This is a genomic window from Haemophilus seminalis, from assembly GCF_006384255.1.
Classification (GTDB): Bacteria; Pseudomonadota; Gammaproteobacteria; order Enterobacterales; family Pasteurellaceae; genus Haemophilus; species Haemophilus seminalis.
The window spans coordinates 25,650-43,350 of record NZ_VCED01000009.1 but is presented as its reverse complement, the minus strand read 5'-3'; the positions used below and the strand labels follow the sequence as shown (position 1 = coordinate 43,350).

Here is a 17,701-nt window from a genome sequence, read left to right as displayed (position 1 = left end):
TGCCAAATGGCACAAACGTCCATTCTTGTGCCTAAATCTTGATTTATAGCTTGCGTCATTAACAACAAACTTACTGTGCAGATGTATGGTATGACTTTTCACTTTTAGAAACTGTGATCTAGATCACAAAATTTGAAATACGATAAAATTCTTTTAGGCACGCTATCGCACTTACGATATATCACTATACTAACAATGCAACGGCCTCACAGGCGATGCCTTCACTTCGCCCTGTAAAACCTAATTTTTCCGTGGTCGTGGCCTTTACATTGACTTGATCAATATCACATTGTAAATCCTCAGCAATTTTTACACGCATTGCATCAATATATGGGCGCATTTTGGGTGACTGAGCGATAATAGTTACATCAACATTCCCAATTTTATATCCCTTTTCTTGAACCTGACGAAAAGCTTCACGTAATAAACCACGACTATCTGCATTTTTATATTGCATATCTGTATCAGGGAAAAGTTTGCCAATATCACCTAGTGCTGCCGCGCCTAAAATTGCATCAGTCAAGGCATGTAAAGCCACATCACCATCCGAATGTGCTATAAAACCAGTGTGGTATGGTACTTCTACACCACCGATAATTAATGGGCAATTCTCTCCAAAAGCATGAACATCAAACCCATGTCCAATTCTTATCATAATTTATTCCTTGTTAAATAAAATTCAGCTAATGCCAAATCCTCGGGACGCGTGACTTTCAAATTATCACTACGACCAGCTACCAAGTGCGGTCGAAAACCCGCATATTCCATTGCAGAAGCCTCATCCGTAATTTGAACCCCTTGCTGCAGGGCTGTAGAGAGTGCTTTTTTCAAGCGATCCACTTGAAAAAATTGTGGTGTTTGTGCCTGCCAAAGCTGACTACGATCTTCAGTCATAACTATACGTTGTTGATTGTCTGAACGCTTAATTGTGTCTGTTACGGGAATTGCTAAAATTGCCCCCTGTTCATCATCAATAGTTAATAATTTATCAATATCAGTATGCTGTAAACAAGGACGAGCCGCATCATGTACTAGTACCCAAGCATTTTTATCACAAATTGCATTCAAACCATTTAGCACTGATTCAGCCCTCGTTTCACCACCTTCTACCAATTGAATTTTAGGTGAAAGTGATAAATTGGCTATATAAGGATCATCTTTACTCACGACTAATATAATCTTCGAAATCGCTGTATGAGTTAGCATGATATCAAGCGTATGTTCCAACAACGTTTTACCTAACAACGCTAGATATTGTTTTGGTTTATCCGCTTGCATACGCGAGCCTACTCCAGCTGCAGGTAATACAACAACAATTGGACGATCCATTATTTATTCTCTTTCACAATGTGATAAAACACTTCATTTTCTTTTACCATACCATGCTGCATCCTTGCTCGTTCTTCAATCGATTCAAACCCCTTTGTTAATCCTTGAATTTCTGCATTAATACGTTGATTACGCTGGGAAAGTTTTTCATTTTCAGCATGATTTTCTACAATTTTTACCGCAGTTTCACGATAATCCCAAAATCCATTGCGCCCAAACCATAAATCATATTGAAACAGTGCCAATATGGCGAAAAGAATAAGAATCAAAAGTCGCATAATCTTTATCTTATACAAGAAAAAATACTGATAGTTTACCGTGAAAAAAGAGGAAAGGCGATAGCATAAAAAAATGCTGTACATATTCGTCACAAAATGAAAAGAAAAAATGTGATCCATATCACAAACTAAAGAGATATTCAGAGAAGATGAAGTAAAAAAGCAAAAGACTTGATATACTCCCCACAGTATTTAACTGCCTTAATATGGAGAATAATTTAACATGAAAACAACCTTAAAAATGACCGCACTTGCTGCAATTTCTGCTTTTGTTCTCGCTGGATGTAGTACTCATTCAATGGATTCAAAGGAACATGCTAATGCACAATTGCAACAACAAGCTGTTCTTGGATTAAACTGGATGCAAGATTCGGGTGAATACCAAGCATTAGCTTATCAAGCGTACAATGCAGCAAAAGTTGCCTTTGACCACGCAAAAGTCGCTAAAGGAAAGAAAAAAGCGGTTGTTGTTGACTTAGATGAAACCATGTTAGATAACAGCCTTTATGCTGGTTGGCAAGTAAAAAACAATAAACCATTTGATGGAAAAGATTGGACACGTTGGGTTGAAGCTCGCCAATCCCGAGCTATCCCTGGCTCAGTAGAATTTAATAATTATGTAAATTCACATAACGGTAAAATGTTTTACGTGACTAACCGTAAAGATAGCACAGAAAAAACCGGTACCATTGACGATATGAAACGTCTTGGCTTTAAAGGCTTAGATGATTCATCCTTTTACTTTAAAAAAGATAAATCTGCTAAAGCTGCGCGTTTTGCCGAGATTGAAAAACAAGGCTATGAGATTGTTCTTTACGCTGGCGATAACCTAGACGATTTCGGTGATACAGTTTACGGAAAAAGTAACAATGAACGTCGTTCATTTGTACAACAAAATCAGGCTAAATTTGGTAAAACCTTTATTGTATTACCAAATGCAAATTACGGTGGCTGGGAAGGTGGATTAGCTGACGGTTACTTTAAAAAAGATACCCAAGGCAAAATTAAAGCACGTCTAGATGCCGTACAAGCATGGGATGGTAAATAGTCTGCTTTATTAATAGTAGTTGATAAAAAATCTCCATTAAATGTTATTTAATGGAGATTTTATTTAACTTCTTGTTCTTGCAAATGCTGCCGCTTCTTCTATTAATTCATTACTTGGACGCTGATGCGTGTAAAGTTCAAATTGTTCAACCGCTTGTAAAACAATAACCTCAGCACCTGAAATAACCTTTTTCCCTTTAGATTCCGCATAACGGATAAAGGGGGTTTCAGCCGGAATAGCAACAACATCAAAAGCGATATTTGCAGCATTAATCATAGATTGTGGAAAAGCCAACTCAGTTTCTTCTTTTCCACCTTTCATGCCTATCGGGGTGGCATTTACCAGAATTTCTGCACACTGATTTACCAACGAATCAATATATTCATAACCATAAAGTGCGGCTAAATATCGCCCTGTTTTTGCATTGCGAGCATAAATTTTAACCTTCTCAAAGCCCCTATTTTTAAATGCAGCAACAACGGCCTTCGCCATCCCGCCACTGCCTTGTACAATCACGGAAGCATAATTATTCAGTTGATATTTCTCAATTAATTTTACAATAGCAATATAATCTGTGTTATAAGCACGCAAGAAACCATCATCATTCACAATAGTATTTACTGATTCTATCGCTTTTGCTGAAGAATGGATTTCATCTAAAAAAGGCATACAACTTTCTTTAAACGGCATAGAAACAGCACAACCACGAACACCTAATGCTCGTACACCTTTCACTGCATGTTCAATATCTTGTGTCGTAAAGGCTTTATAAATGAAATTTAATCCTAACTTTTCATATAAATAATTATGAAATGTGGTTCCAAAATTACCTGGTCGTCCTGACAACGACATACAGAGTTGAGTATCTTTATTTATCATTTTACTTTTCTAAATATTTAAATTCATACCATCATCAAGTCCAATAAAATATTGGTTCATATCAAATGCAGGTTTTGCAGCTTTATCTTGCCCAACAATTCGCGCCGGTACCCCAGCAGCTGTCGCGTATTCTGGTACAGGATGAAGCACAACTGAATTAGCCCCAATTTTGGCATATTTTCCTACTTCGATATTACCTAAAATTTTAGCTCCAGCACCAATCATCACGCCCTCACGTACCTTGGGATGACGATCACCAGATTCTTTACCTGTTCCGCCAAGTGTTACGCCTTGCAAAATAGACACATCATTCTCAATTATAGAGGTCTCCCCTACGACAATTCCTGTGGCATGATCAAACATGATGCCATGACCAATTTTAGCTGCAGGATGAATATCTACATCAAAGGCTACTGAAATCTGATTTTGCAGATAAAGCGCAAGCGCTTTTCGATTCTGATTCCACAAATAATGTGTAATCCGATAACTCTGAATAGCATGGAAACCTTTTAAATAAAGTAATGGAGTAGTCCACAATTCCACCGCAGGATCGCGCTGACGCACAGCTTTAATATCACTTGCTGCACAATCAATAATTGAAGGATTAGCTTGATAGGCTTCTTCAATGATTTCTCGTAAAGAGATCGCTGGCATAATAGGATTCGCTAATTTATTAGCAAGTAAATAACTCAATGCACTACCAAGATTTTGATGTTTCAAAATAGTAGAGTGAAAGAAACTTGCTAACATAGGCTCATGCTCTGCGAGCATTTTGGCCTCTTGACGGATGTACTGCCATACCTCTAATGTCATATTATATCCCCTTTCTCCGCCCATTTTATTGGCAAGCCTGGCCATATCTTAATTTATTCAACAAAAATTATAACGCAATATCAACTAAACATTAGCTAAACTAAATTGAAAAGGTACTATCACCCTTCCTTTTTCACCATTTTGTAATTGATAAAATTGCGGATAATTAAAATTACGCAAAATGATATTATAAGGATTGTTATCTCCCTCATGCTTAGCATTTTGGTAAAGTTGATTAATCTCACGCACTTTATCATCCTTTTCACCATCACATCGGCGATAAATTTCAAGACGATTAGCTTCATCTAAAATATAAACATTGAAACTGTGATCTGGATTATCTTCAAAGAAAAACTGTAAGAAACCTTCTCGAGCAAACGCGTCCATTTCTGCTGGATAACAACGGCTCTCTTGGATCATTTCACTATCTTTAATAGGATTTTGTAAAACTTCATCAAAATCTACCGCACTTTTTATATCATCAAGCGCAGAATCATTCTGGATTTCTTGTAAACTGATACCACGCTCTTCGAAGAAGAATTGCCAATTTTTACCGGCAACACGTAAACGAGAGGAATGACTTAATGATGTCTCTCCAACCTGAATACTCACACAACGATTAACTAACCCACTAACAAGCTGGCATAAATCTTGTCTATAACGTTTGCTATAACAATATACTTGAATCAAATCAGGTCGATTTACTCCACGATAAATTTTGTTAGAAAGCACTTTTAGAGCAAGCAAAATCGCATTTTGACCTTCAAAATGAAGGGTACGAATTTCATTCCAAATATTACGATAAGTAAAATCAATACTTCCTACAAGGCTTTGCTCCATTGCACCAAAACTAAATAAATCTCTTGATGAAATATCTGTTAATACTTCTTCTACATTCGCTGTTGGATCTAACGTCAGATTAATAGCAATAAACAAACTACGAATTTCACACTGATTTAACAAATCACTATTACTTGGTTGAGGCGTGACAGTACTTGGAAATGCCACTCGAAGATTACTTACAAAACGATATAATGTTGCTGAACTCACTTTTTTACTGAAAATAGATAAGTGCGTCTTCTCAGTTAAAAGACGATTAAAATATGCCCACGCGACGAGTTTATTTAAGCTCTCACCATATTCAATCACTCGCTCTTTAGAAAACATAATATGATTTGGCGACTGATTAATAAGATACCAGCCATCTTTAAAATGCTTATTTCCTCGTACTTCTAAGAAGGTAATATGATCTTCCGACAAATTATGGGAAATTTGCGTGTTGAGTAAAGTGACCTTACCCGGAATCGCTTCAAAGGCCGTATAAAGTTTACGTGAAAGAATATTAATATCTTGTGGTACAACACTTGAGTGAATTCGATGTTTTCGAGCAAACTCAACTAAGTTACGGTAACTCAACATCAAAAACTTCACCACATTATCATGATTTTCTTTTACTGCTTTGATTTTCCAGAGTGGACGACAATTAAGGAATCGTACAGTTTCATCAGACCATTCCCATTCCCGAGCCAAAATTTCCATATAACGGATACGCCAATTATCTGCTTGGTAAAGCGCAAGATCCTTCGTTGCTTTCACATAAAAACAACGACGTACAAAATCAAGGCGCTTAAATTCAGAAAGTGCGGTTAAATATTGAGTAACTTTTGAAAGGATAGCAATATAAGGATCAAAATGGTGATCTGGATTAGCACAACCTGAAAGTAAATCGCGTTTAAAGGTGCGTGCAATTAAACAGGTATTAGGATATTCTTTAGAATAAGCTTCTAGTAGTAAAATTTTGAGTACTGATTTATAAGGAGAATCAATTCCTTTATAAAGCTGCCATAAGCTAGCCCCAAAATATTCACTCGCAGAGAATTGACCTAAACCGCCAAAATCAACCCAATCATTTGGATCGAGTTCCCCTGATTCAATCAGTCGTTCAACCTCTTTTTCATAATCCTTTTCGTTTTCAACCCATAAATGTAGCCATAACAAAGGTTTACCCGCTAAACGAACTGCTGACCGATAAAATTCATCCAACAGCAACATATACTGTGCGGATCCACTATTTTCAGCGGTGAGTGAATCAGCATAATGTTCATGGCGAAAGCGTTGTTGATCTACTAAATAGAAATTAATTTCTACATTAAACTGAGTCGCCCATTCAGAAATACGTTTAGCTTTTTTGGTGAGAAGCGCACATTCATCTGAACTAAGGCCATCACGGACACAAATCCAAGTATCTAAATCAGAAGATGAAGTTTGGCTAATAGAACCAAAACTCCCCATCACATACACACCTAAAATAGGAGGTAAAACAGATCGAAAATTTACCGCACTTTGATTATTTATATATTTACAATCGGCATAATTAATACCGTATTCATTAACAAGCCATCGCTTTTGATAATCAGAAATATGGAAACCGGAAACCCCTGATGGAGCATGAATGACATAGCCAGGAAGCTGTGGGTGATTACTCTGTAAAAGTAAAGGAACTATTGATAACACATGTTGAAACGCATCGCCAGAACCCAGTAACGCTCGTTCAAAACGACGTTTATCTAAAGCCTTTACCCATTGTTTGGCTCGTTCAAGATTATATTCCAAGCGGCGTCCTTACCAGAACAGCAAAATTTACTAGGTAATTTACCACTTGAGGTGTAGGAAAGCAAAAGAATTAAACGAAATAGCGCGGTACTATTCTATCATTCGATTTATTACACCTTAATCCCAAATATAGATGATTAAGGTGTAACATTTTCTTCACTAAGCATCCATCGACATACAGAGTAAAGTTAATGGGTGAATACAGGTCACGTTGGATGACATATCAATTTGCCATTTACAGGTTTGGCATTCCGATATAACGTAATCAAACCCACCTTCGTTAATATTATCAAATAGGTTTTTACCAATAGATTGAGAAATCTCATAGTTTTCTGATTTAAAACCATAAGTCCCCGCAATACCACAGCATTGGCTAGGTAACATAATAATTTCTAAACCAGGAATTTTTTTCAACACTTCTAAAGTATAAGGTGCCCAACCTGCTTTATCTACGTGACAAGCAGTGTGATAAGCGACTCTGAGTTTGAGCGGTTTCAACGGTAATGTTTTACCTTCTTTGAAAAGTTGGTATAGGAATGGTGTCACCATATGAATATGCGGACGCACTTTAGTGTTGTCGATACCTAAAATATGATGGTATTCGTCACGCAGATTAAGTGAACAGCTTGATGCTTCACTGATCACGTCTAGTCCATTTTCATCTACCATTTTTCCAATGTAATCGGTATTGAACTGTGCGATATTACGAGCACGTTCAGGGAAACCGTTCACCATTAATGGTAAACCACAGCATTTTTCTTTTTCCAGTAACATCACACCAATGTTCATCGCATTGAACACTTTAAGGAATTCTTTACCAAGCTGCGGATTGTTATAGTTCACATAGCAACCATGATAATATGCGACTTTACGCTCAAATTTTTGTTGGTCTTGTAACGCATTTTTCATATACCAGCTACGGAACGTACCAAATGCATATTTAGGTAAAGTACGTTCTTTACTGATTTTAAGCGTTTTTTCCAACATAAATTTGGTCGCTTTTAGGCTTGTGATAGTGTTTACAATCGGCGCTAAAGGAGTATTGATTTTCCCCATTACATCCGTGTTACTTAAAATCGCATCACGCAATTTATTCATTAACGGTTTTTTAGACTGCGCTAAGTGGTTATTACGCGCACGCACAATTAAATCACCGATTTTCACATCTGACGGACAAGCCACTTCACAACGTTTACAGTTGGTACAATATTTAAGTGCTTCATCGTAAAGTTCTGCTGATTTTAAGCGCAAACGCTCACCGTCTGGGCCAGATTGTTTTGGACCAGGATAAAGCGGATTGTTGCGTGAAACCGGACAAACCGCGGTACAAGCCGTACATTTAATACAGCTTTCAAAACTTTCGTCTATATATTTATGGCTTTCAGGTGAATTAAGGGATTGTTTTGCACTATCAATGAGTCGTTGAATATTATTATCCATATTATTCCCCCTTATTTCGCCAAGATTTCGTCAGCAACCGCCAAGGCAGTTACAACAGCCACACCCGAACCACAACCAAGCTCAAGCGCATTAAACCCACCAATCACATTACCGACGGCATATAAATTCGTTAAATATTGACTGCTCTTTTGTACTTGGCATTGAGCATTAATTACCACACCAGCAGATTGATAAGGTTGTGGATGAGCAAAACGATGAGCAGTCCAAGTGAAACGATCTTTATCGTTAAACCCTTCAACACCGATAATATCGGATTCAAAAACCGGCTCATAAATTTTATCGAATTCAGAAATGAGTCCTTTACTGAAGAAACTTCCTGAAGCCAGTACAAAATTATCTGCGGTAATTTCTTCATCTTCGAGCAAGCGAGTATTTATACAACGTACTTGGTTTCCTTCAAATGTTGCATTCAATGCACTATCACCGTTAATCATTAAACCGCCAAGGGATTCAAATTTACGGCGTAATTGAATACGTTGACGCATACCGAGTAATGATGGTGGCAATGTTGGTAATTCAAATAATGCGAGCTTAGTTGCATCACGAAGTGCGGTCATAAATTCTTGGTTTTCTAAACCAAAACAAGCCGGTAAAAATACTGCTTCTGCACCTTGCGCTGATTCAATAATTTCTTTAACAAGATCATTGAACGCAAGTTTGTGCTCTAGAAGTTGAGAAATATTTACACTACGGAACTCACGAGCATTTTTGCGAAGCTCGTCTAATTGTGGAATGTTTAAGAAACCACTGGTCACCTCACAATGCTCAAATTGTGGGTTTAACACCAAATTTTCCGCTAAAAGTTGCGGCTGAAAATCGTGATAACCTTCGATACCAAGCACCGCAATACGTTTATGCGGAAAACGTTCATTGCCTTGCACTGTTGGTACACTATTTGGTGAAAGCCACGCACCACGTAAACTGCCTAAACCTGTTACACGCCAGTGATTTTTTTCCGTAGAACCAATTAAATCAAGATTTAATTCATTGGCTAAACGTTCAAAATCTTGTGCTTTAGCAAGCACTTTCTCTGCGCCCAATAAACTATAAGGATGGGCTGGTAATTCATTACGAAGTGCGGTGATATTTTCTTTTAAATTTTCTACCGCGCGACCTTCTCCATTTTGAGTCGATGGCATACGGCTTAATAAATCTAAAGAGCCGGATGCAAAATCAATGGCAGCTTGACCGTTGTTGATAATCACGCAACGTTTACTGCGTTGTTGAAGGGCGATGCCACAGGTTAAACCCGCCAAACCACCGCCAATAATGGCTACATCAAAATTCATTGCTATCCGTCCCTTGTTGTGCTTGTTCATCAAGCGGTTTCACATCATTCAAACCTAATACGCTGCCATACATCCAAGATGTAAATTCGGCTTCGCGAATAGCTTCACCCCAAGCAATCGGCTCAATACCTCTCCAGCGCTCTTCCATAAATGCAGAAAGTTGAGTGGTTGATTGAGTTGGTGTTGCCACCTCAAAACGATTCATTAAGCCTGCAGCACGACATGCACATAGTTCAGCTTGACAAGTCCCCATACCAACACGTGTACGGCGACGTAAATCCACAATGTTATTTACACCGAGTTCATCAATTGCATAGCGAACTTCGCCAGCTGTCACCGCTTCACATTCACACACCATTGAACGATCTAAACGTTCTTTTTCAAGCAAACGAGTAGCACGTGAACCATGACGATACACAGCAGAATAACGAATAGTACTTGGTAATGAAATGACTTTTTGATTGGTCTCTTGACGGCTTTCTGTAGAACCTGGCAAAGGTTGCTCCGAAGTGACACAACGTGCCGTTTTATCGAGTTTTTTACAAACAAGGTCGGTCGCCCATTCAGCCATCAAACGATAAGTCATTAACTTACCACCAGTGATTGTAATAAAGCCATCTAAGCCATCACGTTCTGCGTGGTCAAGTAGCACAATACCACGGCTCACATTACGACCTGATGGATCATCATCACTTGCAACTAATGGTCGCACCCCTGCATAAGCACGTAATACGCGAGTATGACGCAAGCTCGGTGCGAGTTTTTCACCTTCACGGAAAAGAATATCTACTTCTTCTGGCGTCACTTGCATATTATCGATTTGATCATAAGGAACACGACTTGACGTTGTACCAATAACACAAATTGTATCGCCTGGAACAAGAATATCCGCATCAGCTGGTTTACGGCAGCGGTTAATTACAAGTTTATTAATGCGATGGCCCATTACGAGCAATGCACCTTTCGCAGGGAACATTTTGATTTTGAGATCGGCATATTCTGCAATCCCTTGTCCCCAAATACCACCAGCATTCACAACAAGCGGTGCAAAAAATTGACGTTCTCTACGATTTTTATGATCGTACACATTCACACCAATCACTTTCCCACCTTCACGAATCAAATTTTTTACTTCGCAATAAGTGAACATTTTTGCGCCGTTTTCTGTCGCATCCATCATGTTAGAAGCAGTTAAACGGAATGGGTCAATCGAACCATCTGGCACAACAACAGCCCCCACTAAATCTGGGTTTACAGAAGGCTCCATAATTTTAGCTAAATCTGGATCAATGGCTTGTGCATCAATTCCAGATTTTGCACAACTCTCAAGGAAAGTTTTTTGATAGTCGAGAGAATCTTCAGGCAACGTGATAAATAAGCCTTCCGTTTCATCTACGCAATGACGCGCAATTTTGCGCAAAATGCGGTTTTCTTTAATACATTCTTCAGCAGATTCTTGGTCGTTCACGGCATAACGTGCACCACTGTGTAATAAGCCGTGGTTACGTCCTGTCGCACCCGTCGCAATGTCTCGACGTTCCAATAAAATACAATCAATGCCACGAAGTGCACAGTCACGTGCAATACCTGCACCCGTTGCGCCACCACCGATAATAATGACATCGGTACTGAGTGGCGAAAAATCTCCAACATCTTTGTACATGCCAGGCGATAATCCCATGTTTACCCCCAATTCCCAAAATTTAACAAAAAAGTAATATAAAAAATACAGAGAGTATTGTATTTAAGTATGCTTAAATTAACAACATTTTGAGCGGAAAAGAAAATGAATTTGTGAAGTTGATCACAATAATTTTCGCATTCGCTCAGACAAAGTAAAATTTTTGTGAAACACTTCACATTTTTGCATTTTACTACTTTCTTATTTTTTATTTTCTTTTATGATGCACCACATCCCTTACTATCTGAAGGGTAAATTTCAATAACACATAATTACAAAGTTGGAGAAAAATTATGTTTGGTCCATTTAAACCCGCTCCGCATATTGCGGAACTTCCAGCGGAAAAAATTGATTCCACGTATAGACGCTTACGTTGGCAAGTATTCGCAGGGATCTTCTTTGGTTATGCTGCATACTATTTCGTGCGTGCAAACTTTGACTTAGCACAACCAGGTTTAATTCAAGCTGGTCTTTATACAAAAGCTGAGCTTGGTGTAATCGGTTCTGCAGCTGGTCTTGCTTACGGTTTATCAAAATTCGTCATGGCTGGTATGTCTGACCGTTCTAACCCTCGTGTATTCCTACCATTTGGTCTATTACTATCTGGTTTATGTATGACCTTAATGGGTCTATTCCCATGGGCAACCTCAGGCATCGCTATCATGTGGGCGATGATCTTCTTAAATGGTTGGTTCCAAGGTATGGGATGGCCTCCATGTGGTCGTACTATGGTGCACTGGTGGTCTAAATCTGAACGCGGTACTATCGTGTCAATTTGGAATACTGCGCACAATATCGGTGGTATGATGCCTGGTGCAATGGTGCTATTAGCAAGTGCCGTCTTCTTCAGCACTCATGGTATCGAAGCACAAGCAAAAGACATTTGGCAACAATCCCTATACTATCCGGGTATTGCAGCAATGATCTGTGCAATCCCAGTTTACTTCGTAATGCGTGATACTCCACAATCTTGCGGGTTACCATCAATCGAAAAATGGCGTAATGACTACCCTGATGACTATAACGAAAAAACTTACGAAAACGATTTAAGCACAAAAGAAATCTTCGTTACTTATGTATTGAAAAACAAATTGTTATGGTACATCGCACTTGCTAACGTGTTCGTATATTTAATCCGCTACGGCGTATTAAAATGGTCTCCGGTTTACCTAAGTGAAGTAAAACACTTCAACATCAAAGGTACCGCATGGGCATACACAATCTATGAATTAGCAGCGGTTCCAGGTACATTATTATGTGGTTGGGTATCAGATAAAGTATTCAAAGGTAAACGTGGTTTAACTGGTTTCATCTTCATGATCTTAACCACTGCAGCGGTTGTTGCATACTGGATGAACCCAGCTACACCAGAAGCTGAATTAGCAAACTACAGCGCATGGTATCAAAATCCATACCAATTAACTGACTTTATTTTAATGACTTTAATCGGTTTCTTAATCTATGGTCCTGTAATGTTAATCGGTTTGCATGCTCTTGAGTTAGCACCGAAAAAAGCGGCAGGTACTGCAGCAGGTTTCACCGGTTTATTCGGTTACTTAGGTGGTACAGTTTCTGCATCTGCAGTTATCGGTTGGGCTGCTCAACATTACGGATGGGACGGTGGTTTCTACGTAATGATCGGCGGTGGCGTATTAGCGGTGTTATTACTCTTAATCGTAATGGTCGAAGAAGGAAAACACAAAGCGAAATTAGGCGATACTTACGGTACTAAATAATTAGTTTAAAAAAGGCGGCGAGCAAATGGCTTAGCCGCCTTTTTTGTAACTAAAATCTAAAAAACCCATAAAAATTTACCGCACTCTTAAGGAGAAAATACTTATGAAACTTAAAACTTTAGCGCTTTCTTTATTAGCAGCTAGCGTACTTGCGGGTTGCAGCAGCCATTCATCAAGCATGGCAAACACCCAAATGAAATCAGACAAAATCATTATTGCTCACCGTGGTGCTAGCGGTTATTTACCAGAGCATACTTTAGAATCTAAAGCACTTGCGTTTGCACAACACGCTGATTATTTAGAGCAAGATTTAGCAATGACTAAAGATGGTCGTTTAGTGGTTATTCACGATCACTTTTTAGATGGCTTGACTGATGTAGCAAAAAAATTCCCACATCGTCACCGTAAAGATGGTCGTTACTATGTCATCGACTTTACCTTAAAAGAAATTCAAAGTTTAGAAATGACAGAAAACTTTGAAACCAAAGATGGCAAACAAGCACAAGTTTATCCTGGTCGTTTCCCACTTTGGAAATCACACTTCAGAATTCACACCTTTGAAGATGAAATTGAATTTATCCAAGGCTTAGAAAAATCGACTGGCAAAAAAGTAGGGATTTATCCAGAAATCAAAGCACCTTGGTTCCACCATCAAAATGGCAAAGATATTGCCGCTGAAACGCTCAAAGTATTGAAAAAATATGGCTATGATAAGAAAACCGATATGGTTTACTTACAAACTTTCGACTTTAATGAGTTAAAACGTATCAAAACTGAATTACTTCCAAAAATGGGCATGGATTTGAAATTAGTTCAATTAGTGGCTTATACAGATTGGAAAGAAACACAAGAAAAAGATGCGAAAGGTAAATGGGTAAACTACGATTACGATTGGATGTTTAAACCAGGTGCAATGGCAGAAGTGGTGAAATATGCTGATGGTGTTGGTCCAGGTTGGTATATGTTAGTAGATAAGGAACAGTCTAAACCAGGCAACATTGTATACACACCATTAGTAAAAGAGCTTGCTCAATACAAAGTTGAACTTCATCCATATACCGTGCGTAAAGACGCATTGCCAGAATTCTTCAAAGATGTAAATCAAATGTACGATGCATTATTGAATAAATCAGGTGCAACAGGCGTATTTACTGATTTCCCAGATACTGGCGTAGAATTCTTAAAAGGGAAAAAATAATATCCCTCATAACCGTGGGTAAATAATACCCACGGTTAAATAGCTTTCTATATTGTAGAAGCTAAAAATCTACTCTAACAGAGTAACATCATACTCAATCTAGGTGTTCTAACCTAGAATTCAAATAAGGAGGCTATTTCAAAACACTCCGTATTCTTTTTTAACAAATTCTTCCCCTTTTTATTTAGGGAAAATACCCTTCATTTCAACCGCACTTCTAAGGAGTGATCTATGGATAAATCATTAAAAGCGAACTGTATTGGCGAGTTTTTAGGTACAGCCTTATTGATTTTCTTTGGTGTGGGCTGCGTTGCAGCACTAAAAGTAGCAGGCGCTAGTTTTGGCTTGTGGGAAATCAGCATTATGTGGGGGATGGGCGTTGCACTTGCAGTATATGCAACAGCTGGTTTATCTGGCGCACATTTAAACCCAGCAGTAACCATTGCCCTTTGGAAATTTGCTTGCTTTGATGGCAAAAAAGTAATTCCTTACATCATTTCACAAATGCTCGGCGCATTCTTTGCTGCAGCATTAGTTTATGCCTTATACCACAATGTTTTTATCGATTATGAAGCTTCTCATAACATTGTTCGTGGTACACAAGAAAGTTTAAGCCTTGCGGGTACATTCTCCACTTATCCTCATCCAAGTTTAAGTATTGGTGGAGCCTTTGCTGTAGAATTCGTGATTACTGCAATTCTTATGGCATTAATTATGGCATTAACTGACGATGGAAACGGTGTACCTCGTGGTCCACTTGCCCCATTATTAATTGGTGTATTAATCGCAGTTCTCGGCGGTGCTATGGGCCCATTAACAGGTTTTGCCATGAATCCAGCACGTGACTTCGGACCAAAATTCTTTGCTTATCTCGCTGGCTGGGGCGAACTCGCTCTAACTGGCGGACGAGAAATCCCTTATTTTATCGTTCCAATGGTTGCACCTGTTTTAGGCGCATTAGCTGGTGCATGGTTATACAAAAAAGCAATTGGCGGCAATTTACCTTGTAATTGCGGCCGCGAATAATTATTTGTAAGGAGTAATACTATGACAGACAAAAAATATATCATTGCATTAGACCAAGGCACAACAAGCTCTCGCGCAGTATTATTAGATCATAATGCGAATGTGGTTGAAATTGCACAACGTGAATTTACCCAAATCTACCCTAGAGCCGGCTGGGTAGAACATAATCCAATGGAAATTTGGGCAACTCAAAGTTCAACCTTAAACGAAGTCGTTGCCAAAGCGGGCATTACATCTGATGAAATCGCCGCTATCGGTATCACCAACCAACGCGAAACCACCATTGTATGGGAAAAAGCAACGGGTACGCCTGTTTACAACGCAATCGTATGGCAATGTCGCCGTACAGCAGACATTACCGATAAATTAAAAGCCGATGGCCATGAAGAATACATACGTAATACCACTGGCTTAGTGGTTGACCCTTACTTCTCTGGTACAAAAGTAAAATGGATTTTGGATAACGTTGAAGGTGCTCGAGAAAAAGCAGAACGAGGCGAATTATTATTTGGTACCGTTGATACTTGGCTTGTATGGAAACTGACTCAAGGCCGAGTACACGTAACCGATTACACCAATGCATCTCGTACCATGTTATTCAACATTCACACCAAACAATGGGATGATAAGATGCTTGAAATCTTGAATATTCCACGTTCAATGTTACCTGAAGTACGAAACTCTTCTGAAATTTACGGACAAACCAATATCGGTGGTAAAGGCGGTGTTCGTATTCCTGTTGCAGGGATTGCAGGTGACCAACAAGCTGCACTTTACGGACATCTTTGCGTACATGCAGGCCAAGCCAAAAACACTTATGGCACAGGCTGCTTTATGTTACTCCACACAGGTAACAAGGCCATTACATCCAAAAATGGACTTCTCACAACCATTGCTTGTAATGCTAAAGGCGAACCAGAATATGCCCTAGAAGGTTCTGTATTTATCGCGGGTGCATCAATCCAATGGCTCCGTGATGAACTCAAAATTGTTCACGATAGCTTTGACTCTGAATACTTCGCACAAAAAGTGACTGATAGTAATGGCGTATATGTTGTTCCAGCTTTCACGGGTTTAGGTGCACCATATTGGGATCCATATGCGCGCGGTGCAATTTTTGGTCTTTCTCGTGGAGCAAATCGTAATCATATTGTTCGTGCAACCTTAGAATCTATTGCTTACCAAACCCGTGATGTCTTAGAGGCTATGCAATCAGATTCGGGTGAACGCCTACAATATCTCCGTGTAGATGGTGGCGCAACAAACAATAACTTCTTAATGCAATTCCAAGCTGATATTTTAGATGTAAATGTTGAGCGTCCTGTCGTGAAAGAAGTGACCGCTCTAGGTGCTGCTTATCTTGCTGGTTTAGCAACAGGCTTCTGGAAAGATTTAGACGAGCTTCGCGATAAAGCCCGTGTAGAACGCACATTCAGTCCAGACAGCGACAATGAAAAACGCGAACGTCGCTACAAAGGCTGGAAAAAAGCAGTTAAACGCTCATTAGAATGGGCAAAAGAGGATGAGGAATAATTTTTTATTGACTATTTTCAAATGTTCATTATTACTTCAAAACGATCGTAAGTGCGGTCGTTTTTTATTGGTTTTTTTATCTCAAATCAGTAAACTAAAGATATTATTTTCTCAATGGAGAATCATCATGAAACCTTATCTCATTGCCCCCTCTATTCTGTCTGCCGATCTTGCTCGACTTGGAGATGATGTACAACGTGTGCTTAATGCTGGCGCTGATGTCATTCATTTCGATGTGATGGATAACCATTATGTGCCTAATCTTACTTTTGGTCCCGCAGTATGCCAGTCCTTACGTGATTATGGGATTACTGCGCCAATTGATGTACATTTAATGGTAAAACCTGTGGATAGAATTATTCCTGACTTTGCTAAAGCTGGGGCAAACTATATTACATTTCATCCAGAATCTAGCGAACATATTGACCGCACTTTACAACTCATTCGTGATCACGGTTGTAAATCTGGTTTAGTTTTTAACCCTGCAACACCACTAAGTTATTTAGATTATGTGCTAGACAAAATTGATATTGTATTATTAATGTCAGTAAACCCAGGTTTTGGTGGTCAATCCTTTATTCCTGCAACCTTACAAAAACTTCAACAAGCACGTAAAATTATTGATAACAGTGGCTATGATATTCGTCTCGAAGTTGATGGTGGTGTTAAAGTCGATAATATTGCAGAAATTGCTGCTGCAGGTGCTGATATGTTTGTTGCGGGCTCAGCCATTTTTGGAAAATCCGATTATAGACAAGTAATAGATCAAATGCGTACACAATTATCAAATGTGAAAGCCCAATAATATTTTTAGAAG

The 17,701-nt window shown here is 38.9% G+C and carries 15 protein-coding genes; 6 read left to right on the top strand and 9 right to left on the bottom strand.

The annotated features are described in order from the left end of the window. Positions 1-184: 184 nt before the first annotated feature. The 3 genes from ispF to ftsB are packed head-to-tail and all read right to left on the bottom strand — an operon-like array spanning position 185 to position 1,607. On the bottom strand, positions 185-655 hold the full coding sequence (gene ispF, locus FE813_RS10000) for a 2-C-methyl-D-erythritol 2,4-cyclodiphosphate synthase (protein WP_139990396.1): 471 nt from the start codon (positions 653-655) through the stop codon (positions 185-187). Further along, on the bottom strand, positions 652-1,329 hold the full coding sequence (ispD, locus tag FE813_RS09995) for a 2-C-methyl-D-erythritol 4-phosphate cytidylyltransferase (protein WP_065265199.1): 678 nt from the start codon (positions 1,327-1,329) through the stop codon (positions 652-654). The genes ispF and ispD overlap by 4 nt, the downstream gene beginning before the upstream one ends. Then, on the bottom strand, positions 1,329-1,607 hold the full coding sequence (gene ftsB / locus FE813_RS09990; protein ID WP_048953088.1) for a cell division protein FtsB: 279 nt from the start codon (positions 1,605-1,607) through the stop codon (positions 1,329-1,331). The genes ispD and ftsB overlap by 1 nt, the downstream gene beginning before the upstream one ends. 223 nt (positions 1,608-1,830) lie before the next feature. Here ftsB and FE813_RS09985 point away from each other — a divergent pair, with 223 nt between their 5' ends. Further along, positions 1,831-2,655, top strand: coding sequence for a 5'-nucleotidase, lipoprotein e(P4) family (locus FE813_RS09985; protein ID WP_139990395.1), 825 nt, complete (start codon positions 1,831-1,833; stop codon positions 2,653-2,655). A gap of 63 nt (positions 2,656-2,718) precedes the next feature. Here FE813_RS09985 and FE813_RS09980 read toward each other — a convergent pair whose 3' ends face one another. The 6 genes from FE813_RS09980 to glpA form a co-directional block, all read right to left on the bottom strand. Further along, positions 2,719-3,534 carry a shikimate 5-dehydrogenase gene (locus tag FE813_RS09980; protein WP_139990394.1) on the bottom strand — a complete coding sequence of 272 codons (816 nt, stop codon included), beginning with the start codon at positions 3,532-3,534 and terminating at the stop codon, positions 2,719-2,721. Positions 3,535-3,543: 9 nt separating this feature from the next. After that, positions 3,544-4,347 (bottom strand): serine O-acetyltransferase, encoded by an 804-nt coding sequence (gene cysE, locus FE813_RS09975; RefSeq protein ID WP_048953091.1) that lies wholly within the window; start codon positions 4,345-4,347, stop codon positions 3,544-3,546. A gap of 84 nt (positions 4,348-4,431) precedes the next feature. Continuing rightward, positions 4,432-6,960, bottom strand: a complete 2,529-nt coding sequence (locus FE813_RS09970; protein WP_139990393.1) for a class I adenylate cyclase — start codon at positions 6,958-6,960, stop codon at positions 4,432-4,434. Positions 6,961-7,119: 159 nt separating this feature from the next. Further along, positions 7,120-8,400 (bottom strand): anaerobic glycerol-3-phosphate dehydrogenase subunit GlpC, encoded by a 1,281-nt coding sequence (glpC, locus tag FE813_RS09965; RefSeq protein ID WP_139990392.1) that lies wholly within the window; start codon positions 8,398-8,400, stop codon positions 7,120-7,122. Between the two features lie 11 nt (positions 8,401-8,411). Then, complete coding sequence (glpB, locus tag FE813_RS09960; protein ID WP_139990391.1) at positions 8,412-9,710, bottom strand: glycerol-3-phosphate dehydrogenase subunit GlpB; 1,299 nt, start codon at positions 9,708-9,710, stop codon at positions 8,412-8,414. Further along, on the bottom strand, positions 9,700-11,391 hold the full coding sequence (glpA, locus tag FE813_RS09955; protein WP_139990390.1) for an anaerobic glycerol-3-phosphate dehydrogenase subunit A: 1,692 nt from the start codon (positions 11,389-11,391) through the stop codon (positions 9,700-9,702). Before glpA ends, glpB begins: the two co-directional genes overlap by 11 nt. A gap of 293 nt (positions 11,392-11,684) precedes the next feature. Here glpA and glpT point away from each other — a divergent pair, with 293 nt between their 5' ends. The 5 genes from glpT to rpe all read left to right on the top strand — a co-directional run bounded on the left by glpT (position 11,685) and on the right by rpe (position 17,689). Further along, positions 11,685-13,127, top strand: a complete 1,443-nt coding sequence (gene glpT / locus FE813_RS09950; protein ID WP_005644150.1) for a glycerol-3-phosphate transporter — start codon at positions 11,685-11,687, stop codon at positions 13,125-13,127. Between the two features lie 103 nt (positions 13,128-13,230). Beyond that, positions 13,231-14,325 (top strand): glycerophosphodiester phosphodiesterase, encoded by a 1,095-nt coding sequence (gene glpQ / locus FE813_RS09945; RefSeq protein ID WP_139990389.1) that lies wholly within the window; start codon positions 13,231-13,233, stop codon positions 14,323-14,325. 231 nt (positions 14,326-14,556) lie between these two features. Beyond that, positions 14,557-15,351: an MIP/aquaporin family protein gene (locus FE813_RS09940; protein ID WP_139990388.1), complete on the top strand. Its 795-nt coding sequence runs from the start codon at positions 14,557-14,559 to the stop codon at positions 15,349-15,351. Between the two features lie 21 nt (positions 15,352-15,372). Beyond that, on the top strand, positions 15,373-16,884 hold the full coding sequence (gene glpK, locus FE813_RS09935) for a glycerol kinase GlpK (RefSeq protein ID WP_005635293.1): 1,512 nt from the start codon (positions 15,373-15,375) through the stop codon (positions 16,882-16,884). Between the two features lie 127 nt (positions 16,885-17,011). Then, on the top strand, positions 17,012-17,689 hold the full coding sequence (rpe, locus tag FE813_RS09930; protein ID WP_106013824.1) for a ribulose-phosphate 3-epimerase: 678 nt from the start codon (positions 17,012-17,014) through the stop codon (positions 17,687-17,689). Positions 17,690-17,701: the final 12 nt, after the last annotated feature.